The sequence below is a fragment of the Paracoccus sp. SY genome, assembly GCF_002901215.1.
GTDB lineage: Bacteria > Pseudomonadota > Alphaproteobacteria > Rhodobacterales > Rhodobacteraceae > Paracoccus > Paracoccus acridae.
Genome location: NZ_NWMQ01000013.1, coordinates 46,055 through 69,357, shown reverse-complemented (window position 1 = coordinate 69,357; position 23,303 = coordinate 46,055). Strand labels below are relative to the sequence as shown.

Below are 23,303 nucleotides of genomic sequence, written 5' to 3'. Positions count from 1 at the left end.
CTATGCCACCGCAGCGAAAGCCCAACTGCCATGATTCGGGGCCTTCTTCATTAATCTGAAACAAACTGACGCTATTTTGAAAAGGCCGTCCCCCGCCGCCCGGCTTGGCAGAGCCGGGCGTGCAGGCCATAAGCACGCATGGATCTGTCGCTTTACCTCACCGCTTTCGTGACCCTGTTCGTGGTGATCGACCCTGTCGGTCTTGCGCCGGTCTTCATCGCCCTGACGCCGGGCATGACGGCGGCGCAGCGGCGCCGCATCGGGGCGCGCGCCCTGCTGATCGCCGCCGTGCTGATGATGATCTTCGGCTTCGCGGGCGAGTCGATCCTGGGGGCCATCGGCATCTCGATTTCCGCCTTTCGCATCGCCGGGGGCCTGCTGCTGTTTCTGACCGCGCTGGACATGCTGTTCGAACGCCGCACCGAACGGCGCGAGAATCAGGGCGACGGCGATCCCCTGCATCACGATCCGTCCGTCTTTCCGCTGGCCATGCCGCTCTTGGCGGGGCCTGGCGCGCTTGCCTCGATGATCCTGCTGATGGGCGAGGCGCCGGGCATCGGCCATATGGTGATTGTGAACCTGGTGATGCTGTCCGTCCTGGTCATCGCCATGGCGCTGTTCGTCATCGCCACACCCCTGGCGCACGCGCTTGGACGGACGGGCGTGATGGTGGTCACCCGGCTTCTGGGCATGCTGCTGGCGGCGCTGTCGGTGCAGTTCGTCATCGACGGGCTGAAGGGATCGGGGCTGTTTCCATGACCAGCGACGACACGATGCAGCTTGTCTATTACGGCGCGCTTCTGCTGGTGATCGGGGGCGCGATGGTCTTCGAACTGGCGGGCCGCGGCGGGCGGGTGCTGCGCCAGTTGATCCTTTGGGTGGTGATCTTTGCGGGCGCCACCCTGGCCGCGAACTGGTGGATCGAGGGCGACGCCCCGGTCCAGCAGGTGCTGGAAAGCGGGCGGATCGAAATTCCGGTCGGCCGCGACGGCCATTTCCACCTGACCGCCACGGTCAACGGGCAGGAGGTGCGCTTCATGGTCGATACGGGCGCATCATCCATCGCGCTTGGCCCGGCGGATGCGCGCCGCGTGGGGCTGGATCCCGACGACCTGGCCTATGTCGGCACGGCCATGACCGCGAACGGCCGGGTCGAGACGGCCCCCGTCACCATCGACAGGATCGAGATCGGCGACATCGTTGACCGGAACGTCCGCGCCTTCGTGATCGGCGCGGATCTGGACGGGTCGCTGCTGGGCATGTCCTATCTGCGGACCTTCGCGCGGGTCAGCTTTGAAGGCGATCTGCTGATCCTGGAACGTTAATCCAGGGCCAGGGGCGGCGTGGGCCCGCTGTCTTCCAGATGCCAGACCGCCTGCCACCGTCCGTCGCGGCGATCCAGCGTCAGGAAATTGCGTTCGGCCACATAGCGGTGCCTTTGGCCCGGCAGCGGCTTGATGCGGATCGGGTGGCCCTGCAAGGGCGCATCGCCCAGGCCCGCGAACAGGCCAAGGGCGCGGGCATAGGCCTTGGGCGGCGCGCGATGCGAGATGCCCGAGGCGACAAGCTGGTGGACGCGCGTGGCCTCGGGTCCCATCTCGGCCCGCGTCGCCAGGTGGATTTCGCCCGACAGCACCGTCACCGGGGCCGCCTTGCGCATCCGCAGGACCTCGGCCAGCATCCGCCGCCATTCGTCGCGATGCGCGTGGCTTTGCCATTGGTCGCGCAGGTCGTCCTCGTAATGCTGCATCCGGGGGATCACCATCATCAGCGATTCCATCAGCGACAGGCGCGGCCCCAGCAGGGGCACGCTGGACACCATGAAGACGTGATCGCCCGTGGGCTGCAGCGCTTCGACCGCCTTCCAGCCCCCATCCCCCATCACCCGGTGCCGGTGGCGTTCGGACCGCAGGTCGGGCGCGAACAGCGTCACCCCAGGAAGGTCGCGCCGCCATCCCAGGTTATGCCCCGTCGGATCCATGAACAGCGCCGGCACATCCTTGTCGGTCGCGCCGTGCTGGAACAGCAGATACATCCGCCGCGCCACGCGAAACAGTGCCTGTCCCACCGCCGATGACGTGCGGCTTTCGGGCAGCGATCCCCAGCCGTCGCAGATGTCATGATCGTCCCAGACCGACAGCGACGGCACGCTTGCGAACAGATCCGCACAGCCTTCGGCCGCAAGAACCATCATGTAGCGTTCGGCAAAACGCCGCTCCAGGTGCCGGGTCAGGCTGTCCAGATCGGCGGGCGAAGGATCGGCGGGAAGGCGGTCGGGCCAGGATTCGGACAAGGGGTGGCCATGCGTCGCCTCGTCGGCATAGATCTGGTCGCCGCCTTGCAGCAGCAGGGCAAAGGGCGCGCGGGCGTGATCGTCCGCCAGGCGCGCCCACATCAAATCGCGTTCGGCCCGGTCACGGTCCAGATCGCCGTTTTCCTCGCCGTTGCAGGACACGAAGGCGATGCGGATGTCGCCGTCCAGCCGGGTGGCGACCGGATGGTCGCGCCCGTCCAGGTGATAGCCCGCCTCGCTCAGGGCCAGGGTGAAATCGTGCCGCCAGATCGACAGATCCGCCACCTGCGCCAGCAGCACCGGCGCGATGTCGCCGCCCTGGACGCGCACGGGTCCGGGCGCACCGGCGTCCCGAGGGCGGATGGTGATGGCGGCAAGGCGCAGACCCTGGGTATCGCAGCCCCGAAAATGCAGGATCGGACCCGCGAAACCGTCTTCTTGCCCCATTCCGTTGTCGCACCCCTTGGCTGTCTGTCAGCGTGACAGATAAACGCTGCGCCCCGGATTACACCCCCGCATCACGATTTTAGCGGTTTTGTGTTCGCCAGGGCCTGCGCCTGTCGGGAAAGGCCCCCGACCAGGGGAAACAGATCCGCCTGCAAGGCATGATAGATGTCGGGCTTGCCCTGGAACTGTCCGCCGGTCGGCCCACTCGGTTCGGGGAACCAGCCGCCGCGGTCGTGGTCGATCAGATGCGCATCGGCAAAACGCCACAAACGGCGATACCAGTCCTCGTCCTGGGGCTGCGGATCCAGCTTGATCAGCGCCGCAAGGGCACCGATCGCCTCGGTCACGGGCCACCAGTAACGGTCGGCGCGGGCCACGCGTCCCCCCGCATCCAGCGTATAGGCCAGCCCGCCCCGTTCCAGCCAGGCATCGCGCAGCGCGGTTTCGACCAGCATCCGCGCCTGGGTTGGCGCAGCATTGTCCGGGCGGCCCGCCAGGTCCCAGTATTGCAGCAGCAGGCGCGCCATCTCGAACGAATGGCCGGGGGTGGTGCCTGCCGGACGGAACATCGGGTTGCCCTCGTAGCCGGGATCGGGGCGCCAGCGGTCGTCATAATGTTCCGGGATGCGCCAGCCATTCGCGGCCGCCTGCCCGGCGATGAAGAAATCCAGGATCCCGCCCGCGCGGCGCAGGTATTCGCCTTCGCCCACGGCCTCGAAGGCGGCCAGCAGCGCCTCGACCCCGTGCATGTTGGCGTTCATCCCACGATAGGTGGAAAAAGGCTGCCAATCGCGGGTGAATTCGTCGCGAAACAGCCCGGCCTGGCGGTCCCAGAACCGATCCTCCAGCACCTGCGCGGCATCGGCCAAAAGGCGGTCGGCATCGGGATGGCCCGCCAGCTTCGCCGTGGAGGCCGCCAGCAGCACGAAGACTTGCCCATAAGCCAGCTTCGTGCCCTCTGCGACCGCCCCGTCCCGCAGCGCCCAGACAAAGCCGCCGTGCCGCGCGTCGCGATGTTTGCGCCACAGCAGATCCATCCCCCGGTCGATGATCCCTGCCCCATCGCGCCGCCCGGCAAGCTGACCCAGGCCATAGGAATGGACCAGCCGCGTCGTGACATGCAGTTCCAGCACACCGTCGCCCAGCGGCCGCCCTGCCCGATCGAGGGCCGCAAGGCCGTCCGGCACCGCGCTGGCATCGAAGAAATCCAGCGCCCGCTTTGCATCCCGGATCAGGAATTGACGGTGCGCGGGATCGTGCAGCCATGTCGCCGATGCGTCATTTCCCGGTCCGTTCACGGTTTCACCCCTTCGCCTGCACAAAATTTTCGTCGCGACCCTTGAAATACAGAACCGGTCATGTCACGTGAATACCCAGCGGGACCGGGCCCCTCTGACGGCGGAAAGGCCGTGATGTCGGACCGCATCGAGCGTGCCTCGATGCAAAGTGGCCCTGACCTGGCGAAGCCCTTGGCATCGATGCACATCAGCAACGATGAGGGCATATGGAACTTCTTCTACTCGCATTTCTGGGCAAGCCGCTGTGGATGTGGCTGCTGTTTCTGGGCGTGGTGATCGCCCTTCTGGCATTCGACCTGGGCGTCCTGCACAAGGACAGCAAGGAAATCGGCATCGCCGAAAGCCTGCGCATGTCGGCGATGTACATCGTTCTAGGCGTCGCCTTTTCCGGCTTCGTCTATTGGCAGATGGGGACCGAACCGGCGGCCCAGTACCTGACGGCATTCGTGGTCGAAAAGACGCTGGCGATGGACAACATCTTCGTCATCGCGCTGATCTTCGGCTTCTTCGCCATTCCCCGCGAATACCAGCACCGGGTGCTGTTCTGGGGTATCCTGGGCGTCATCGTGCTGCGCGCGATCATGATCGGCTTGGGCGCGACGATCGTGGCGAACTATCAGTGGGTGCTGTACCTGTTCGCGGTCTTCCTGATCTTCACGGGCATCAAGATGATGTTCGTGAAAGAAGCGTCCCATGACCTGGAGGGCAACAGGCTGGTGCGCTTCATGCGCAAGCATCTCCGCATCACCGATCAGCTTCACGGCAACAAGTTCGTCGTCAAGCAGGCCGATCCCAAGACCGGCAAGCTGGTGCGCTTTGGCACGCCGCTGCTGATGGCGCTTGTGATGATCGAGATCGCAGACCTGGTCTTCGCCGTCGATTCGGTGCCCGCCGTGTTCACGATCACGACCGACCCCTATATCGTCTATACGTCGAACATCTTCGCGATCCTTGGCCTGCGGGCGCTGTATTTCGCGCTGTCGGCGATCCTGCACCGCTTCGCCTATCTGAAATACGCGCTGTCGATCCTGCTGGTCTTCATCGGATCCAAGATCTTCATCGCCGACCTGATGGGCTGGGAAAAGTTTCCGCCGACCTGGTCGCTGGGCATCACCTTCGCGATCCTGGGCGTGGGCGTGGTCTATTCGCTGTGGAAAACCACCGGGGACAAGGCCGAACGGGCCCAATCCCATCCCGCCGGCGAATAACACCGACAATGGCAAGGCGCCCCCGACGGCGCCTTGTTTTGCCGATTCGATCCGGCAGATCACCTTCAAGGCTTTGCACTGCCTCGCGCTTCGTGCAGATTGCGAAAAGCCCGACCTGCTGGATAAAGAGACCCGATGCTTCTGGAAATCATCATCGTCCTGCTTCTGACGATGTTCAACGGCGTTCTGGCCATGTCCGAACTGGCCATCGTATCGGCCCGGCCCGCACGGCTGAAGGTCATGGCGGCCGAAGGCAGCCGCGGCGCCGAAATCGCCCTTGATCTGGGAACCGAACCGGGCCGCTTCCTGTCCAGCGTCCAGATCGGCATCACCCTGGTGGGCGTGCTGTCGGGCGCCTTTTCCGGCGCGACGCTGGGCGCGCGCCTGTCCGCCGCGCTGATCGACTGCGGGTTGTCCCCCGCCCTGGCACAAACGCTTGGCGTGGGCGGCGTGGTGGTGCTGATCACCTATCTGTCGCTGATCGTCGGCGAACTGGTTCCCAAGCAGATCGCCCTGCGGTCGCCCGAAGGGGTGGCGGTGCGCATTTCCCCGCTGATCCTGTTCATCTCGCGCATCGCCGCGCCCATCGTCTGGATCCTCGACAAGTCCGGCAACATCGTCCTGCGGCTTCTGGGACAGTCCGGCGAATCCGAGCGCGGCATCTCGGACGAGGAAATCCGGGTGATGCTGTCCGAGGCCCGCACCGCAGGCGTGATCGAACCCGCCGAGACCGAGATGATCGCGGGCGTCATGCGCATCGCCGATCGGACCGCGCGCGGTCTGATGACGCCCCGGCACGAGGTCGAATCCGTGGATGTGAACGAACCGGCCGCGGATGTGCTGCAACGGTTCCGCGACAGCCGCCGGTCGCGCCTGCTGGTGCGCGACGGTTCGGACGACGAGATCATCGGCGTCATCACCCTGCGCGACCTGATGATCGAGGATGTGACGGACCTGCGCCCCCTGGTGCAAGAGGTTCCGGTGATCCGCGAAGGCCTGCCCGCGCTGAACGTGATCGAGGAATTGAAGGCCAGCCCTGCCCATATGCTGCTGGTCTATGACGAATACGGCCATTTCGAGGGCGTGATCACCGCCATGGACCTGCTGGAGGCGATCGCGGGCGATTTCCCCGAACCCGGCGACGACGAGCCCAAGGCCACCCAGCGCGAGGATGGCAGCTGGCTGGTCGCGGGCTGGATGCCCGCCGACGAATTCGCGGAAATGATCGGCATCACCCTGCCCGAGGATCGCGGATACGAATCCGTCGCGGGCCTTGTGCTGGACCGGGCGGGCGTTCTGCCCGACGTGGGCGCGCGCGTCACCGTATCGGGCTGGCAGATCGAGGTCGTGGACCTGGACGGCCGGCGGATCGACAAGCTGCTGGTCTCGCAGCTTGCCGAGGCCTGATGGTCAGGCGCGCCGGTCGCGCCCGATCCCCAGAAGCTGATAGATCGCAAGCGCCGCAAAGGTCGACGTGCCGATCCCGCCCAGGGCAAAGCCGCCGATGTTGACGGTGAAATCGCCCGCCCCCAGGATCAGCGCCACGCCCACGGTGAACAGGTTGCGCGGGTCGGAAAAATCCACGCGGTTATCGACCCAGATGCGCGCCATGGCGCTGGCGATCAGGCCGAAGACCGACACCGCCAGCCCCGCCAGGACGGGTGCGGGGATCGTCTGCAGGATCGCCCCGAACTTGGGCGACAGGCCCAGCAGGATCGCGATGGCGGCGGCCATCGGAAAGATCAGCGTCGAATAGACCTTGGTCATCGCCATGACGCCGATGTTTTCGGCATAGGTCGTGACCCCGGTCCCGCCCCCTGCCCCAGCGATCATCGTGGCAAGCCCGTCGCCCAGAAAGCCGCGCCCGATATAGCGGTCCATGTTCTGCCCGGTGATCGACCCAAGCGCCTTAATATGGCCCAGGTTCTCGGCCACCAGGACGACGGCGACGGGGGCGATCATGCTGATCGCGGTCCAGTCGAACTCTGGCGCGGTGAAGTTGGGAATGCCGAACCATGCCGCCTGCCCGACCCGGCCGAAGTCGATGCCCGGCACGATGCCCGCGCCGTTGCCAAGGACCAGCACCAGCCCATAGCCGAAGGCAAGCGCGATCAGCACCGCGATGCGCCGCGTGGTCCGACCGCCATAGGCAGACACCATCGCCATGCACAGCACCGTCGCAAGCGCGATGGACAGATGCGCCATGCTGCCCTTCAACTGCCCCACGGCCACCGGGGCCAGGTTCAGCCCGATGGACACGCCGATGGCCCCTGTCACGGCGGGCGGCATCAGCCGTTCCACCCAGCCTGTCCCGGCCGCCATCACCACCAGCCCGATCAGTGCATAAACCAGCCCCGCCGCGATGATCCCTCCCAGGGCCACGCCGATATTCGGGTTGGCCCCGCCTCCGGCAAAGCCGGTCGCGGCCATGACCACGGCGATGAAGGCGAAGGACGATCCCAGGTAACTGGGCACCCGCCCCCCGGTGATGAAGAAGAACAGCAGCGTGCCGATGCCGGAAAAGAACACCGCGACATTCGGGTCGAAGCCCATGATCAGCGGCGCCAGGATCGTCGATCCCGACATGGCCAGCAGGTGCTGCACGCTCATCGGGACGGCAGCGGCCAGTGGCAGTTTCTCATCAGGAAGAACAGTCGCGCCGGTTGCCGGGCGCCAGGTTGGAAAATAGCCCATCGTCTTCTCTTGTCATGATTCTGGCGGCGGGCTTAGCCCATCCCCGGGGGCAGGCCAATCACCTGCGCCTTGCTCCTCGGCCATATGTCGGCAATGGAACGCACCCTGCCATGACAGGTCCGGCCCTGTTGGAGGTTCTCCAATGAAAAACCCCCGCCGGTCGGGCGGGGGTTGATGCTGTCAGGCTGTTGCGCAGATCACTCGCGGTTGCCCAAGAACTGCAGCAGGAACATGAACAGGTTCAGGAAGTCCAGGTACAGTTGCAAGGCGCCCATGATGGCGGTCTTGCCCAGGAAGTCGCGGTCCGAACCGGCCATTTGCAGATAGGTGTTCTTGATGTTCTGCGTGTCATAGGCGGTCAGGCCCGCAAAGATCAGCACGCCCAGGACCGAGATCGCGAACTGCATCGCCGAGGATTGCAGGAAGATGTTCACGATCGAGGCCACGATCAGGCCGATCACGCCCATGATCAGGAAGCTGCCCCAGCCCGAGATGTCCTTCTTCGTGGTATAGCCCCACAGCGACAGGCCCGCGAAGGCGATGGCCGTCACCAGGAAGGTCTGCACGATCGAGGTTCCGGTGAAGACAAGGAAGATCGAGCTGATCGAGACGCCCATCAGCGCCGCGAAGCCATAGAACAGCATCGTCGCCGCCTGCACCGACAAGCGGTTGAGCGCGGCGCCGAAGGCGAAGACCACCAGCAGCGGGGCGAACATGACCACCCATTTCAGGGGCGAGGCGTAAAGAGCCGTTCCCAGCTGGGTCAGCTGTCCCGACGCGTCCACGGCGGCGGTGCTGATGCCATAGGCGGCGACGGCGGTTACACCCATGCCGACCGCCATCAGCCCATAAACCTTGTTCATATAGGCCCGCAGCCCTTCGTCGATCACCCCTTGACGGGCGCCGACGCTCTGCGTGGTGCGGTAAGTGTTGTAATCTGCCATCAATCTCTCCCTCTAGAGGCGTGCCGGCGCCTGCCGGTTTATGGGCATCATATTGGCATGATACGCCCGTGATTCAATGCCGTTAAGGGATCGGATCCCCACTGCTTTACGCAGATGTTACAAGGTCACGACGATCTTGCCCACCGATCTGCGGCTGCGCAGCAGGTCGAAGGCTTCGGCGATGCGGTCCAAGGCCATGACCTGCCCCACCACCGGCGCCAGCCTGCCGTCCCGGAACATGCGGAACAAGCTTGCCATGCTGTCCGACACCGCCTGCGGATCCAGCCTGGCATAGCCGCCCCAATAGAAGCCGTGGATCGAGATGTTCTTGACCAGCGCATGGTTGAGGGGCAGCACCGGGGGCCTGCCGCCCGCAAATCCGATCGCCAGGAAGTGCCCGCCGGGGTTCAGGGCGCGGAAGGCGGCCTCTCCGGCGCTGTCGCCCACGGCGTCATAGACGACATCGACGCCGCCCAGATCCCGCAGCGCGCCTTTCAGGTCGGCGCATCCGGCGCTGTCGATCGCGACATCGGCGCCCGCCGCACGCACCGTGTCCAGCCGATCCTGCCCCCGCGCTACGCCGATGACGCGGGCGCCCATGGCCCGCCCGATCTCGACCGCCGTCAGGCCGACCCCGCCCGCCGCGCCCAGGACCGCCAGGGTCTGGCCGGCCTTCAGGTGCGCGCGGGCGGCAAGGGCCAGATGGCTGGTGCCATAAGCGATCTGGAAACCGGCCGCCTGCTCGAAGGTCATGGCGTCTGGGATGGCGGTGCAGGCGGCGGATGGGACCGCGATCGTCTGGGCCATCGTTCCCGCCGCTAGGACGGCGACACGGTCGCCGGGGCCAAAGCCGCTGCCCGGCGGGGCCCACAGGATTTCCCCCGCACCTTCCAAGCCGGGGACGAAGGGCGGATCCTGGCGTTCCTGGTATTCTCCGCGCGCCTTCAGAAGATCGGCGAAGTTCAGCGCCGCCGCGCGCAGCCGGACCAGAACCCGGTCCGGCCCCGGTTGCGGCGCGGCCTGCCGTTCGACGACCGGATCATCCCCCAGTTGTCTGACCACGGCGATTCGGATTTCGTCTAAACCGACTGTCGCGGAAGTTTTCGTCAAATCCTTCATCCTCTTATCTGGGCCGGACAACAGCGGTGGCAGACCTGTCTTTTTGGTCAGGAACGGGGCCGTTAACCAGTTTAACACTCGAAAATTGAGAAAGGTTAAGCTAGTGCTTCCTTAGATTGCATGAGGTGGTAACGATGAAACACGGTGTTGATGTTCATGTTGGCAAGCGTATCCGGCATCGTCGCTGGATGATCGGAATGACCCAACAACAACTGGCCGACAAGGTTGGTATCAAGTTCCAGCAGATCCAGAAATACGAAACCGGGATGAACCGCGTCTCGGCATCCCGGCTGTGGGATATTGCCCGCGCGGTGGACGTGCCCGTCAGCTTCTTCTTCGAAGGGCTGCACGAAGGCGATGTGCCCGAAAACATCGCGGGCGACATCCTGGCGGACAAAGAGGCGCTGCAACTGGTGCGCGCCTATTACACCATGCCGGTGGCGCAGCGCCGCCAGATCTTCGAACTGGCCCGCGTCCTGTCCGACGCCGCCTGACGCGACGGGCGCGGGGTCAACCCGCGCCTTTGCCTGTCTGCCCCCCACTGGCAGGCCAATGCCGTTCGCGCTAGTCCTGTCGGTGGAAACCAAGCAGGGGGCGGCGATGCAGGACGCGCAGGACATCATCAATGCGGCGCATCAGATGGCCGATGCCGCGCGCGCGGCCATTTTGCCGTTCTTCCGCACGGGCCTTGCCGCCGACAACAAATGGCAGACGGGCTTCGATCCCGTGACCGAAGCCGACCGCGCCGCCGAACGCGCCATGCGCGACGTGCTGGCCCGGCTGCGCCCCGATGACGCCATCCTGGGCGAGGAATACGGCGCGACCGAAGGCACCAGCGGCCTGACCTGGATCCTGGATCCCATCGACGGCACCCGGGCCTTCCTGTGCGGCGCAGCCAGTTGGGGGGTTCTGATCGGAGTGTCGGACGGCCGGGACATCCGTTACGGCCTGATCGACCAGCCCTATACCCGCGAACGGTTCGAAGGGGGGCTAGGCCGGGCGCGGCTTGTCACGGATTCCGGCGAATATCCCCTGGCTGTCCGCAGGGTCGATCTGGCGCAGGCGACGTTGCTGACGACCTATCCCGAAGTCGGCACCCCGGCCGAGGCCGAGGCCTTTCGCCGCGTGTCCGGCCAGGTGCGTCTGACGCGCTATGGCCTTGATTGCTATGCCTATGGCCTGCTGGCCTTGGGCCAGGTGGATCTGGTGATCGAGGCGGGGCTGCAATCCTATGACATCGCCGGTCCGCTTGCGGTGGTCCAGGCGGCGGGCGGGATCGTCACCGACTGGCAGGGCGGCCCCGCGCATCAGGGGGGCCAGGTCATCGCGGCGGCCTCGGCCGAACTGCACCGGGCTGCGCTGGCCTTGCTGAACGGGGGGGCCGCATGACCGACCAGATCCCCGACCAGCAGGCCGCCGAGGACGAATTCCTGCCCCGGCAGGAACTGCTGGACCAGATCGACGACGCCGTCCAGGCGGGCGATGCGGAACGGCTGAACGTCCTGCTGGAACCGATGCACGGCGCCGACATCGCCGACATCATCGAACGCCTGCCCCCCGCCGGCCGCCGCGCCTTCCTGAGCCTTTACAGCGGCGAGATCGACGGCGAGATCCTGTCCGAGATCGACGAGGCGATCCGCGACGAGGTGATCGAGCAGTTGCCCCCCGAGGTCGTCGCCGAAGCCGTCCGCGAAATGGACAGCGACGACGTCGTGGACCTTGTCGAGGACATGGACGAGCCAGAGCGCCAGGAAATCCTGGCCGCGCTTGACGCCACCGACCGCGCCGCCGTCCAGCAGTCGCTGGCCTATCCCGAATATTCCGCCGGCCGCCTGATGCAGTCCGAGGTCGTCACCGCGCCCGAACACTGGACCGTGGGCGAGGCCGTGGCTTTCCTGCAAACCGAGGAATGGCTGCCCGAGCAGTTCTATCACATCGTCCTGGTCGATCCGCGCCGCCATCCCCTGGGCTATGTCACGCTGGGCCGCCTGCTGGCATCAAGCCACGCGACGCCCCTGCGCGACATCACCGAGGACAGCTTCCGCACCATCAGCGCCTTCGCCGAGGAAGCGGACGTGGCCTATGTCTTCAACCAGTATCACCTGATTTCCGCCCCCGTGGTGGACCGCGACGACCGGCTGGTGGGCATCATCACCATCGACGACGCCATGGCCGTCCTGGACGAGGAACACGAGGAGGACATCCTGCTGCTGGCAGGCGTGGGCGAGGAATCGAGCCTGACCGACAGCGTGATGCAGACCGCACGGCAGCGCGTGCCCTGGCTTGCCACCAACATCCTGACGGCGGTCGCGGCGGCATCGGTGATCGGGCTGTTCGAAAGCTCGATCGCGCAACTGGTCGCGCTGGCGGTGCTGATGCCGATCGTGGCCTCCATGGGCGGGAACGCGGGCACGCAGACGCTGACGGTGGCGGTGCGCGGGCTGGCGACCAAGGACCTGACCCGCGACAATTCGGTCCGCGTCATCCGGCGCGAGGTCGTGGTGGGCCTGTTGAACGGCGCGATCTTCGGGCTGGCCATCGGGACCGTCACCTATTTCTGGTTCGGCAACTTCGGCCTGGGCGCGGTGATCGGGCTGGCGATGATCATCAACCTGACGATCGCCGCGCTTGCGGGCATCCTGGTGCCGCTGGCGCTGGAAAAGCTGGGGGCCGACCCGGCGCTTGCCTCGCCCACCTTCGTGACCACGGTGACGGACGTGGTGGGCTTCTTCGCCTTTCTAGGCCTGGCCACGGTGATCCTGCTATGAGCGATGTCAAAAAGGCCGCCCTCCGCGCCCGCGCCTTGGCTGCCCGTGCGCAAGGCGGCGATCAGAACGCACTGGACCGGCATCTGATCGCGGCACTGGCGCCGCATGGGGGCAAGGTTCTGTCCGGCTATTGGCCCATGCGGGACGAGGCCGACCCCCGCCCCGCCATGGAGGCCCATGACGGTCCGGTGTGCCTGCCGGTGGTTCCCGGCAAGGCCGTGCCCCTGGTCTTTCGCCAGTGGAATGGCGAGGCCCTGGTGCCCGGATCCTTCGGCACGTCGCACCCGCCTGATTCGCAACCCGTCCTGCGGCCCCAGGTGCTGATCGTGCCGCTTGCCGGGTTCGACCGGCAGGGCAACCGCATCGGCTATGGCGGCGGATACTATGACCGGACCCTGCAATTGCTGCGCAAAACGGGCGACGTGACGGCCATCGGACTGGCTTTCGCGGTCCAGGAGCTGCCCGAGATCCCGGCAGGGCCGTTCGATGAGGTGCTGGACCTGATCGTCACCGACTGCGGCGTGATCCATCCCCTGCGCTGAACATGGCCCTTTGTGGCAGATTTGCATCGGCTGTGCAAAAGGGTTGGATGACCTTGGGACAACCCTGTGGACAAGTGCGGGAATGGACCCGCCAAGTCCCTGTCAAGGCCAGCAATATTGCCCCACCAGCCCTGTTGAAGACAGTTGCGCGGCCCTTGCTGTGAGCGAATCCCGCGGTTCCGCATCAAGGTTCCAGTCAAGCCGGATCCGGCCAGTTATCCACAGATAAGATTCGTTGCATCGACGCATAAACAGGATCAATCTTGTGGCCTGCGGCGTTGGTCATACCAGATGTGGTGGAAGGTGAATCGACAATCACCAAGGCCCGTCGCTTCGTGATTTCGACCGACGGGCGGTGCCGCCGCCCGGATCCATCGCCATGGCGATGGGGTGGCTGTCTGCTGCCTGGCGCAAGTCGCGGATTGGGGGACGACGATAGGAAAGGCTACGGGCATGAAGATCGAACGGCGTTTTACCACCCTCGCCGGGGGCGCTTATGGCGACATCGCCTTCACGACCACCACCAGCGAGATCCGCAATCCCGACGGCAAGATCGTCTTCCGCAACGACCAGGTGGAAATCCCCCAAGGGTGGAGCCAGGTCGCCAGCGACGTGATCGCCCAGAAATACTTCCGCAAGGCGGGCGTCCCTGCGGCGCTGAAGCGCGTCAAGGAAAAGGGCGTGCCCGAGTTCCTGTGGCGCAGCGTGGCCGATGAGGATGCGCTTGCCGCCCTGCCCGCCGACCAGCGTTACGGCGGCGAGACGAGCGCCCGGCAGGTCTTTGACCGGCTGGCCGGGGCCTGGGCCTATTGGGGCTGGAAAGGCGGGTGTTTTTCCAACGAAGAAGACGCCCGCGCCTATCACGACGAGATGCGCTTCATGCTGGCCCGCCAGATGGCCGCGCCGAACAGCCCGCAATGGTTCAACACCGGGCTGCACTGGGCTTACGGGATCGACGGCCCGAGCCAAGGGCATTTCTATGTCGATCACAAGACCGGCAAGCTGGTGAAATCCGACAGCGCCTATGAACATCCCCAGCCGCATGCCTGCTTCATCCAGTCGGTCAGCGACGACCTGGTGAACGAAGGCGGCATCATGGACCTGTGGGTCCGCGAGGCGCGGCTGTTCAAATACGGATCGGGCACCGGCACCAACTTCTCGTCCCTGCGCGGCGAAGGGGAACGGCTGTCGGGCGGCGGCAAGTCCTCGGGCCTGATGGGGTTCCTCAAGATCGGCGACCGGGCGGCGGGCGCCATCAAGTCAGGCGGCACCACGCGCCGCGCGGCCAAGATGGTGATCTGCGACATGGATCACCCCGACATCGAGGCCTTCATCAACTGGAAGGTCATCGAGGAACAGAAGGTCGCCTCCCTTGTCGCCGGATCCAAGGCGCATGAGGCGCGGCTGAACGACATCTTCGCCGCCATCCGCGACAGCGACGGCGAGACGGACCCGGCCCGGAACGACGCGCTGAAATCCGCGATCCGCGCCGCCAAGCGCGCGATGATCCCGGAAACCTATGTCAACCGCGTGCTGCAATACGCGCGCCAGGGCTTCGACAGCATCGAATTCCCGACCTATGACACGGACTGGGACAGTGAGGCTTATGTCAGCGTCTCGGGCCAGAACTCGAACAACTCGGTCCGGGTGACGGATGCCTTCCTGCAGGCCGTGCGCGACGACGCGCCGTGGGAGCTGATCCGCCGCACCGACGGCACGGTGGCCAAGACGGTCAGCGCGCGCGAGCTGTGGGACCAGATCGGCCATGCCGCCTGGGCCTGCGCCGATCCCGGCATCCAGTTCCACGACACGGTGAACGCCTGGCACACCTGCCCCGAGGACGGGCCGATCCGGGGCAGCAACCCGTGCAGCGAATACATGTTCCTGGACGACACGGCCTGCAACCTGGCTTCGATGAACCTGCTGACCTTCTTCGACGAAGGGCGCTTCGACGCCGATGCCTATGTCCACGCCACCCGGCTATGGACCGTCACGCTGGAGATCAGCGTGCTGATGGCGCAATTCCCCAGCAGGGAAATCGCGCAGCGCTCCTATGACTTCCGCACGCTGGGCCTGGGCTATGCCAATATCGGCGGGCTCTTGATGAACATGGGCCTGGGTTACGACAGCGACCAGGGCCGCGCGCTGTGTGGCGCGCTGACGGCGATCATGACGGGCGTGGCCTATGCGACAAGCGCCGAGATGGCGGCGGAACTGGGCGCCTTCCCCGGATATGCCCGCAATGCCGACCACATGCTGCGGGTGATCCGCAACCACCGCGCGGCGGCCCATGGCACCGGCGCCTATCAGGGCGTCAACGTGGCCCCGGTGGAACTGGACGGTGACAACTGCCCCGATGCCCGCCTTGTCGCCATCGCCCGCCAAGCCTGGGACGAGGCCCTGGCCCTGGGCGAGGATCACGGCTTCCGCAACGCCCAGGTCACGGTGATCGCGCCCACCGGCACCATCGGCCTGGTGATGGATTGCGACACCACGGGGATCGAACCCGACTTCGCCCTGGTCAAGTTCAAGAAGCTGGCGGGCGGCGGATACTTCAAGATCATCAACCAGTCTGTTCCGGCGGCCCTGACCACGCTGGGCTATGCCCCCGCGCAGATCGAGGAGATCGTGGCCCATGCCGTCGGCCACGCCACGCTTGGCAACTGCCCCGGCATCAACCACACCGCGCTTGCCGGCCACGGCTTCGGCCTGGCCGAGATCGAGAAGATCGAGGCAGCACTTGCCACGGCCTTCGACATCCGCTTCGTCTTCAACCAGTGGACCCTGGGCGAGGATTTCTGCAAGGGCACGCTGGGCATCCCCGCCGACAAGCTGGCCGATCCGACCTTCGACCTGCTGCGCCACCTGGGCTTCACCCGCGCGCAGATCGACGCCGCCAACGACCATGTCTGCGGCACCATGACGCTGGAAGGCGCGCCGCATCTGCGCGCCGAACACCTGCCCGTCTTCGACTGCGCCAACGCCTGCGGCAAGACCGGCAAGCGCTACCTGTCGGTCGAAAGCCATATCCGCATGATGGCGGCGGCGCAGTCCTTCATCTCGGGCGCGATCAGCAAGACGATCAACATGCCCAACAGCGCCACCATCGCCGATGCGCTTGCCGCATACGAGCTGTCCTGGTCGCTGGGCATCAAGGCCAATGCGCTTTATCGCGACGGATCCAAGCTGTCCCAGCCGCTGGCCGCCGCCTTGGTCGAGGATGACGAGGAGGCCGAGGAGATCCTCGCCACCGGCAGCGCGCAGGAAAAGGCCGCCATGGTGGCCGAGAAGATCGTCGAGAAGATCATCGTCAAGGAGGTCGTGCGCAGCCACCGCGAGAAACTGCCGCAGCGCCGCAAGGGATACACCCAGAAGGCGGTCGTAGGCGGGCACAAGGTCTATGTCCGCACCGGCGAATATGACGACGGCAAGCTGGGCGAGATCTTCATCGACATGCACAAGGAAGGCGCGGGCTTCCGGGCGATGATGAACAACTTCGCCATCGCCGTGTCCGTGGGCCTGCAATACGGCGTCCCGCTGGAGGAATTCGTGGATGCCTTCACCTTCACCCGCTTCGAGCCCGCGGGCATGGTGCAGGGCAATGACAGCATCAAGAACGCGACCTCGATCCTGGACTATGTCTTCCGCGAACTGGCGGTGTCCTATCTGGACCGCACCGATCTGGCGCATGTCAAACCCGAGGGCGCGCGTTTCGACGACATGGGCGGAGGCGAGCGCGAGAACCTGAACGTCACTCCCGTCAGCGAGCAGTCGGAACTGAAGTCCCTGACCATGCTGAAGCAGATCAGCAGCGCGGGATACCTGCGCAAGCGCCTGCCCCAGGATCTGATGGTCTTGCAGACCGGAGTGTCGGCCACGGCGATCATGGCGGCCGAGCCTGGCGCGATGGACCTGCGCATGAAGGCCAAGATGCAGGGATACGAGGGCGATCCTTGCGGGGAATGCGGAAACTATACGCTGGTGCGCAACGGGACCTGCATGAAGTGCAACACCTGCGGCGGAACAAGCGGCTGTAGCTGAGAAGATTGGGTGGGGCGCGAAGTTGCAGCTTCGCGCCCTTGCCGCCCTGCACTTCATCGCACCGCTTCGCAAGAAGAAGCGGCCATTCCATGAACGGCCAACACCGTCGGAAAAAGCGTATCTGTTCACGATGGGGCCGGACAGGCACCCGAAGGAAAAACAACAGACCGCATGGCAGTGTTCGACGAATTGTGAACTGATCTGCGGAAATCAGGACAAGGATGGCCCCGCAATATGCCTGCGCCTGTTGGCGAGAATGGCGCCAAGGCCAGCGCCCTGACCACAACGCCCGGGGTGGAATCCGCCGAAGCATCGCCCTAGATTGTGGCAGGTGACACACCATGAGCAAGGAGCCGGGGCTTGTCCGAAACAGCGCGACGCTTTCCCTCGTCCAGCCTCGTAGGTGCCGCATTGGCGGCCGGGGTGATCTGCGCCTGGCTTGCCGTGCATGTCTTTGCCGTCTGGCACCTGGAGGCGGCAGATGCGCCCCTTCTGGCGATCGCCTGCCTGATCATGCTGACCTGGCTGTCGGTCGGGTTGTTCATCGTCGCCCATGACGCGATGCACGGGGCGATCGTTCCGGGAAGCCCCCGAATGAACCGGGCGTTCGGGACCGTGGCGCTGCTGCTTTTCGCAGGGTTTTCCTGGCGCAAGCTGATCGTCAAGCACATGGCCCATCATCGCCACGCAGGCACCGACGACGATCCCGACTTCAGCCATGGCGGTCCGGTCGCGTGGTACATCGACTTCGTGCGCACCTATTTCGGCTGGCGAGAGTTCTGGGTGCTGGGCAGTTCGGTCATCCTCTATGCGCTGATCCTGGGGCCGCGCTGGCCTTATGTGGCGTTCTGGGCCGTGCCCTCGATCCTGGCTTCGATGCAGCTTTTCATCTTCGGCACCTGGCTGCCGCACCGGCCGGGGCATGACGCCTTTCCCGACCGGCACAATGCCCGGTCCACGCGGTTCGGCGATCCGTTGTCGCTGCTGACCTGCTTTCACTTCGGCGGCTATCACCACGAACACCACCTTTACCCGTCGGTGCCGTGGTGGCGGCTGCCCTCGACCCGGGAAAAGGGTGGCGCATGAACATCCTGATGCCAATTATCATCGTCGTCCTGACCGTCGCGGCCATGGAGGGCATCGCCTATTCCGTCCACCGCTGGATCATGCACGGCCCCCTGGGCTGGGGCTGGCACAAGTCGCACCACGAGGAAACCCACGGTCCCTTCGAGAAGAACGACCTTTACGCCGTGGTCTTCGCCGTGATCTCGATCCTGCTGTTCGCGATCGGCAGCGCCTGGTGGCCCTGGCTGTGGTGGGTGGCGGTGGGTGCGTCCGTCTATGGCGTGATCTATTTCATCGTCCATGACGGGCTGGTCCACCAGCGGTGGCCTTTCCGCTATGTTCCCCGGCGGGGCTATTTCCGCAGGCTTTACCAGGCGCACCGGCTGCATCACGCAGTCGAGGGGCGGGACGACTGCGTGTCCTTCGGCTTTGTCTATGCGCCGCCGGTCGAGGATCTGAAGGCGCGGCTCAAGGCTTCGGGCGTTCTGGCGCAGCGGCAGTCGAAGCATCCCGATGCCTGGCGCGCCGACCGCGCCGAAGACTGAGCCGCCAAGACGTCCTGCGGTCCGATGATCGGTATGTGCTGCCTTGCGCCTGGCGTGGCATCATTTGGTCTGATGGATTCAACAAAGCTGTTGAAAAGCCTACGCCATCATAGATCATACCCGGTCAGGCACCGACACGCCTGAACATCAGAAGAACCGCGAATTCCGTTCGCTAGACGGGTCGGTCCTGACCGTTGCGATGGGTGGCCTTTGGAGGAGGCGCCGCCCGATCGTTCAAGACATTGGACTGCATCAGGGAGGAGACACCATGAGACACGCAAGACTTTGCGGACTGCTTCTGACGACTGCCCTTGCAACGCCGGCCTTTGCCCAGGACAACCTGGAAACGCTGCAGGGAATGCAGCGCACCGACGCCACCTTCACCCGCATCGACCAGGGCGGCCCGAACGCGGAATCGCTGAAGGCGATCGTGCCGCATATCAATGTCCCCGACGGCTTCGAGGTCAGCCTTTACGCGGTCGTCCCGGACGCGCGGTCGATGGCGGTCGCGCCGCAGGGCACCGTCGTCTTTGTCGGCACGCGCAAGGACAAGGTCTGGTCGGTCGTGGACCGCGACCGCAACCGGGTCGCCGACGAGGTGATGGATTTCGCCCCCTCGCTGACCTTCGACATTCCGAACGGTCCCTGCTTCTCGCCCGACGGGTTCCTGTATATCGCGGAACGCAACCGCGTGCTGCAGTTCCCGGCGGCCGAATTCTTCTTCGAAGGCCCCGACCCTGCCGTGGGCACCGTGGTGTCCCAAGGCCAGCTGATCCCGGCCGAGGAGGAAAGCTTCAACCATACCGCCCGCGTCTGCCGCATCGGCCCGGATGGCAAGCTTTATATCTCGCTGGGCCAGCCCTATAACGTGCAGCCCCAGGACAAGCTGGAAAAATACGACGAGATCGGCATCGGCGGCATCATCCGCATGAACATCGACGGCACCGAACGAGAGGTCTTCACGCGGGGCGTCCGCAATTCGGTCGGGCATGACTTCAACCCGGCCAACGGCGATCTGTGGTTCACCGACAACCAGGTGGACGGTCTGGGCGACGACATCCCGCCGGGCGAGTTGAACCGCCAGACCGAAGCGGGCCAGCATTTCGGCTTCCCCTGGACCAATGCCGAGGTCGAGGTTCCCGACTACAAGGAGGTCCCGCGCCCCGAGGGGGTCGAATTCGTCGAGCCGCAGGTCAAGATGGACGCCCATGCGGCGGACCTGGGCATGAGGTTCTATACCGGAAACTCGTTCCCCGAGGAATATCGCGGCGGCATCTTCTCGGCCCAGCACGGCAGCTGGAACAGGACCACGCCTATCGGCGCGCGGGTCATGTTCACCCGGCTTGACGCCGACGGCAATGCAGCCGGGACCGAGGTCTTCGCCGATGGCTGGCTGGACAGCGAGACCGGCGAATACCGGGGCCGCCCGATGGACATCGCCTTTCTGCGCGACGGGTCGATGCTGGTGTCGGACGACTTTGCCGGCGCGATCTGGCGGATCGCCTATACAGGGGACGCTTCGACGCAGGACAGCGCCGCCGGTGGCACGGATGCGCAGGCCGCCGATGCGGCAGCGGACGACCCCGATGGCGGCGCGGCGGAAACACCGCCCCCGGCGCCTGCCAACTGATCCAGGCCGGGGCGGCGTCCGCCGCCCCGCATCCCTCCACGAAGGCATCACATCATGAAATCATTGTTCGGCGCGGTTCTTGTCACCGCGTTCGGCCTGGGCGCCGGGGCCGCTCTGGCGCAGACGGCCACCCCGCCGGGCCAGGCCCAGACCTGCCGGGTCTGTCACGGCCTTGACGGCATGGGGACCAACCCGATGATCCCCAATATCGGCGGGCAAAGCGCGGACTATCTGTCCAAGCAGTTGCAGGATTTTCGCGCGGGCAGGCGCGAGGATCCGCAGATGAGCATCATCGCGCGCGACCTGACGGATGAGGACATCAAGGCCCTGTCCGACTGGTATGGCTCGATCACCGCGACCTATGCCCTGCCCCAGTGATCCGCGCCGCAGGCCCTGCCCCGTCAGGCCACGCGGTCCGACGGCTCGCGGCCTGCAAAGAACGCATCGAGGTTGTCCAGCGCCCTGAACCCCATCGCATCGCGGGTTTCTTCGGTGGCGGACCCGATATGGGGCAGCAGAAAGACATTGGGCAAGGCTGCCAGTGCGGGATTGCCGCCGGGTTCGGTCCTGAACACATCCAGGCCGGCGGCGAAGAGCCGGCCTGATCGCAGCGCCTGGACAAGCGCATCCTCGTCGATCAGCATTCCCCGCGCGGTGTTCACGACGATGGCCCTGTCGGGAAGCATCGCCAGGGTCTGGGCATTGATGATCCCGTCATTCTCGGGCGTCGCGGGGCAGTGCAGGCTGAGAACGTCCGACACGGACAGCAGGCTTTCCAGGCTGTCGTGAAAGACCGCGCCCTTTTCCAGATGGGCCGGCAGGCGCCGCCGGTTGTGGTAATGGACCTGCATCCCGAACCCGCGCGCGCGTTCGGCGGCGACCTGGCCCACCCGGCCCATTCCCAGGATGCCGAAACGCTTGCCCGTAACCTGGCGGCCGACCATGAAGTCGGGCGACCAGAAGTTCCATTGACCGGACCGGACCAGGGCGTCCCCTTCCGCGCCGCGCCGGGCGGCGCCCAACATGCACAGCATCGCGATTTCCGCCGTCGCGTCGGACAGCACGTCGGGCGTGTTCGTGACCGTGATGCCTGCCGCCGTAGCCGCCGCAAGATCCACATGGTCGGTGCCTACCGAATGATTGGCGATGATCTTCAGGCGGGGACCAAGGGCGCGGATGACGTCGGCGCCGAACAGTTCGGAATGGCAGGCCATCACCGCATCGGCTTTCATGCAGGCTGCGATAAGGTCTTGCGGGGACAGCACCCTGTCATCGGGATTCAGGACGACGTCGTAATCGCGCGCGGCCCTTTGCTCGACCGCCGGGCGGAACCTGCGGGTCATCACCAGTCTGGGCTTGGTCATCATGGTCCCCTGTAAGTCCTGGCCCTGCCGGAGGGACCGGGCGGGCCGCAAGTCATCCACGGCTATCTAGGCGCGGCAAATGTGCAATAGATCAAAAAAATGCAAAATGTCCCACAAAAGTACAGTTGCGCAAATCCGTTTCGTCGTTCCTATTGAGCAGGCAATAAAATGTCGCGCCAAGCGGCTTCATTGTCTGGGAGGACACCGATGACCGACACTGTCGATTCAGCGCGTTTTTCGCGCCGATCTTTCCTGCGCACGGGCGCCATGGGCGGAACAGCCGCCGCAGCGGTGGCCCTGGCGGCGCCGCCCGTGCTTGCGCAAGCCCCGATCGTCATGAAGATGCAGACGTCCTGGCCCGCCTCGGACATCTGGCAGCAGATGGCGCAGGACTATGTGACGCGGGTCGAGGAGATGTCGGGGGGTCGGCTGACCATCGACCTGTTGCCCGCCGGGTCCGTGGTGGGTGCCTTCCAGGTCATGGATGCGGTGCATGACGGCGTGATCGACGCGGCCCATACCGTGCCGGTCTATTGGTACGGCAAGTCGAAGGCCGCGTCCTTCTTCGGGACCGGCCCGGTCTTCGGCGGCTCGGCTTCGACGATGCTGGCCTGGTTCTATCAGGGGGGTGGCGCTGAACTGTATCGCGAACTGACCCAGGATATCCTGGGCCTGAACGTCTATGGCTATATGGGAATGCCGATGCCGGCCCAGCCCTTCGGCTGGTTCAAGAACGAGGTCAACGCCGTCGCCGACGTGCAGGGGCTGAAATACCGCACCGTGGGCCTTGCCGCCGACCTGTTGCAGGCGATGGGCATGTCCGTGGCCCAGTTGCCGGGCGGAGAGATCGTCCCCGCGATGGAGCGCGGCGTGATCGACGCCTTCGAATTCAACAACCCCACCTCCGACCGCCGCTTCGGCGCGCAGGACGTGGCCAAGAACTATTACCTGGCATCGTACCATCAGGCCTCGGAATCCTTCGAGTTCATCTTCAACCGCGATTTCATGGACGACCTGCCCGAGGATCTGCAGGCGATCCTGAAATACGGCGTCGAGGCATCGGCGACGGCGAACCTGGCCCTGGCGATGCGCGAGTATTCGAAGGATCTGGCCGAACTGGCCGCGGGCGGCGTCACCGTCCACCGCACCTCGCAAGAGATCCTGGCCGCCCAGATCGAGGCATGGGACAAGCTGATCGTGGATCTGGAAGCCGATCCCTTCAACAAGAAGGTCATGGACAGCCAGCGCGCCTGGACCGAACAGGTGGCCTATTACGAACTGATGAACGCGCCCGACCTGGGGCTTGCCTATGAGCATTACTATCCCGGCAAGCTGAAGCTGTGAC

At 65.2% G+C, this 23,303-nt stretch carries 20 protein-coding genes; 14 read left to right on the top strand and 6 right to left on the bottom strand.

Features of this window, described 5'->3' with window-relative positions; translation table 11 throughout:
* Positions 1 to 138: 138 nt before the first annotated feature.
* A complete protein-coding gene (locus tag CK944_RS12055; protein ID WP_103173308.1) occupies positions 139 to 759 on the top strand; it encodes a MarC family protein in 621 nt (206 codons plus the stop codon).
* Positions 756 to 1,325, top strand: coding sequence for a TIGR02281 family clan AA aspartic protease (locus tag CK944_RS12050; RefSeq protein WP_239986057.1), 570 nt, complete (start codon positions 756 to 758; stop codon positions 1,323 to 1,325). Before CK944_RS12055 ends, CK944_RS12050 begins: the two co-directional genes overlap by 4 nt.
* Here the strand turns inward: CK944_RS12050 and CK944_RS12045 are convergent.
* Together CK944_RS12045 and CK944_RS12040 are read right to left on the bottom strand one after the other, a co-directional pair.
* The gene (locus tag CK944_RS12045; RefSeq protein WP_103173307.1) at positions 1,322 to 2,740 is read right to left on the bottom strand and encodes an alkaline phosphatase D family protein; all 1,419 of its coding nucleotides are present in this window, start codon (positions 2,738 to 2,740) and stop codon (positions 1,322 to 1,324) included. The two genes, CK944_RS12050 and CK944_RS12045, sit on opposite strands and share 4 nt — an antisense overlap.
* 71 nt (positions 2,741 to 2,811) lie before the next feature.
* Positions 2,812 to 4,038, bottom strand: a complete 1,227-nt coding sequence (locus tag CK944_RS12040) for an AGE family epimerase/isomerase (protein ID WP_103173306.1) — start codon at positions 4,036 to 4,038, stop codon at positions 2,812 to 2,814.
* A gap of 206 nt (positions 4,039 to 4,244) precedes the next feature.
* Here CK944_RS12040 and CK944_RS12035 point away from each other — a divergent pair, with 206 nt between their 5' ends.
* Complete coding sequence (locus CK944_RS12035; RefSeq protein WP_103173305.1) at positions 4,245 to 5,246, top strand: TerC family protein; 1,002 nt, start codon at positions 4,245 to 4,247, stop codon at positions 5,244 to 5,246.
* A 135-nt stretch (positions 5,247 to 5,381) separates the two neighbouring features.
* Positions 5,382 to 6,653: a hemolysin family protein gene (locus CK944_RS12030; RefSeq protein WP_103173304.1), complete on the top strand. Its 1,272-nt coding sequence runs from the start codon at positions 5,382 to 5,384 to the stop codon at positions 6,651 to 6,653.
* Between the two features lie 3 nt (positions 6,654 to 6,656).
* Here the strand turns inward: CK944_RS12030 and CK944_RS12025 are convergent, their stop codons facing one another.
* From CK944_RS12025 to CK944_RS12015, 3 genes are all read right to left on the bottom strand, one after another.
* Complete coding sequence (locus CK944_RS12025) at positions 6,657 to 7,940, bottom strand: solute carrier family 23 protein (RefSeq protein WP_103173303.1); 1,284 nt, start codon at positions 7,938 to 7,940, stop codon at positions 6,657 to 6,659.
* 197 nt (positions 7,941 to 8,137) lie between these two features.
* Positions 8,138 to 8,884, bottom strand: coding sequence for a Bax inhibitor-1/YccA family protein (locus CK944_RS12020; protein ID WP_103173302.1), 747 nt, complete (start codon positions 8,882 to 8,884; stop codon positions 8,138 to 8,140).
* 117 nt (positions 8,885 to 9,001) lie between these two features.
* Positions 9,002 to 9,946 carry an NADPH:quinone oxidoreductase family protein gene (locus CK944_RS12015; protein ID WP_239986055.1) on the bottom strand — a complete coding sequence of 315 codons (945 nt, stop codon included), beginning with the start codon at positions 9,944 to 9,946 and terminating at the stop codon, positions 9,002 to 9,004.
* Between the two features lie 191 nt (positions 9,947 to 10,137).
* Between CK944_RS12015 and CK944_RS12010 the strand changes: the two genes are divergently transcribed.
* The 9 genes from CK944_RS12010 (at position 10,138) to CK944_RS11970 (ending at position 20,972) form a co-directional block, all read left to right on the top strand.
* Complete coding sequence (locus CK944_RS12010; RefSeq protein WP_103173300.1) at positions 10,138 to 10,497, top strand: helix-turn-helix domain-containing protein; 360 nt, start codon at positions 10,138 to 10,140, stop codon at positions 10,495 to 10,497.
* A gap of 106 nt (positions 10,498 to 10,603) precedes the next feature.
* A complete protein-coding gene (locus tag CK944_RS12005; RefSeq protein ID WP_103173327.1) occupies positions 10,604 to 11,392 on the top strand; it encodes an inositol monophosphatase family protein in 789 nt (262 codons plus the stop codon).
* Positions 11,389 to 12,771 carry a magnesium transporter gene (gene mgtE / locus CK944_RS12000; protein ID WP_103173299.1) on the top strand — a complete coding sequence of 461 codons (1,383 nt, stop codon included), beginning with the start codon at positions 11,389 to 11,391 and terminating at the stop codon, positions 12,769 to 12,771. Before CK944_RS12005 ends, mgtE begins: the two co-directional genes overlap by 4 nt.
* Complete coding sequence (locus tag CK944_RS11995; RefSeq protein ID WP_103173298.1) at positions 12,768 to 13,313, top strand: 5-formyltetrahydrofolate cyclo-ligase; 546 nt, start codon at positions 12,768 to 12,770, stop codon at positions 13,311 to 13,313. Before mgtE ends, CK944_RS11995 begins: the two co-directional genes overlap by 4 nt.
* A gap of 453 nt (positions 13,314 to 13,766) precedes the next feature.
* Entirely contained in the window at positions 13,767 to 17,354 is a 3,588-nt protein-coding gene (locus tag CK944_RS11990) for a vitamin B12-dependent ribonucleotide reductase (protein ID WP_103173297.1), read from the top strand.
* A 360-nt stretch (positions 17,355 to 17,714) separates the two neighbouring features.
* Complete coding sequence (locus CK944_RS11985) at positions 17,715 to 18,440, top strand: fatty acid desaturase (RefSeq protein ID WP_205049026.1); 726 nt, start codon at positions 17,715 to 17,717, stop codon at positions 18,438 to 18,440.
* The gene (locus CK944_RS11980; RefSeq protein WP_103173296.1) at positions 18,437 to 18,964 is read left to right on the top strand and encodes a sterol desaturase family protein; all 528 of its coding nucleotides are present in this window, start codon (positions 18,437 to 18,439) and stop codon (positions 18,962 to 18,964) included. Before CK944_RS11985 ends, CK944_RS11980 begins: the two co-directional genes overlap by 4 nt.
* Before the next feature lie 268 nt (positions 18,965 to 19,232).
* Positions 19,233 to 20,594: a PQQ-dependent sugar dehydrogenase gene (locus CK944_RS11975; protein ID WP_103173295.1), complete on the top strand. Its 1,362-nt coding sequence runs from the start codon at positions 19,233 to 19,235 to the stop codon at positions 20,592 to 20,594.
* Positions 20,595 to 20,648: 54 nt separating this feature from the next.
* Positions 20,649 to 20,972, top strand: a complete 324-nt coding sequence (locus CK944_RS11970) for a cytochrome c (RefSeq protein ID WP_103173294.1) — start codon at positions 20,649 to 20,651, stop codon at positions 20,970 to 20,972.
* A 23-nt stretch (positions 20,973 to 20,995) separates the two neighbouring features.
* Here the strand turns inward: CK944_RS11970 and CK944_RS11965 are convergent, their stop codons facing one another.
* Positions 20,996 to 21,961, bottom strand: coding sequence for a D-glycerate dehydrogenase (locus tag CK944_RS11965; RefSeq protein WP_103173293.1), 966 nt, complete (start codon positions 21,959 to 21,961; stop codon positions 20,996 to 20,998).
* 204 nt (positions 21,962 to 22,165) lie between these two features.
* Here CK944_RS11965 and CK944_RS11960 point away from each other — a divergent pair, with 204 nt between their 5' ends.
* A complete protein-coding gene (locus tag CK944_RS11960; protein WP_103173292.1) occupies positions 22,166 to 23,302 on the top strand; it encodes a TRAP transporter substrate-binding protein in 1,137 nt (378 codons plus the stop codon).
* Position 23,303 lies beyond the last annotated feature (1 nt).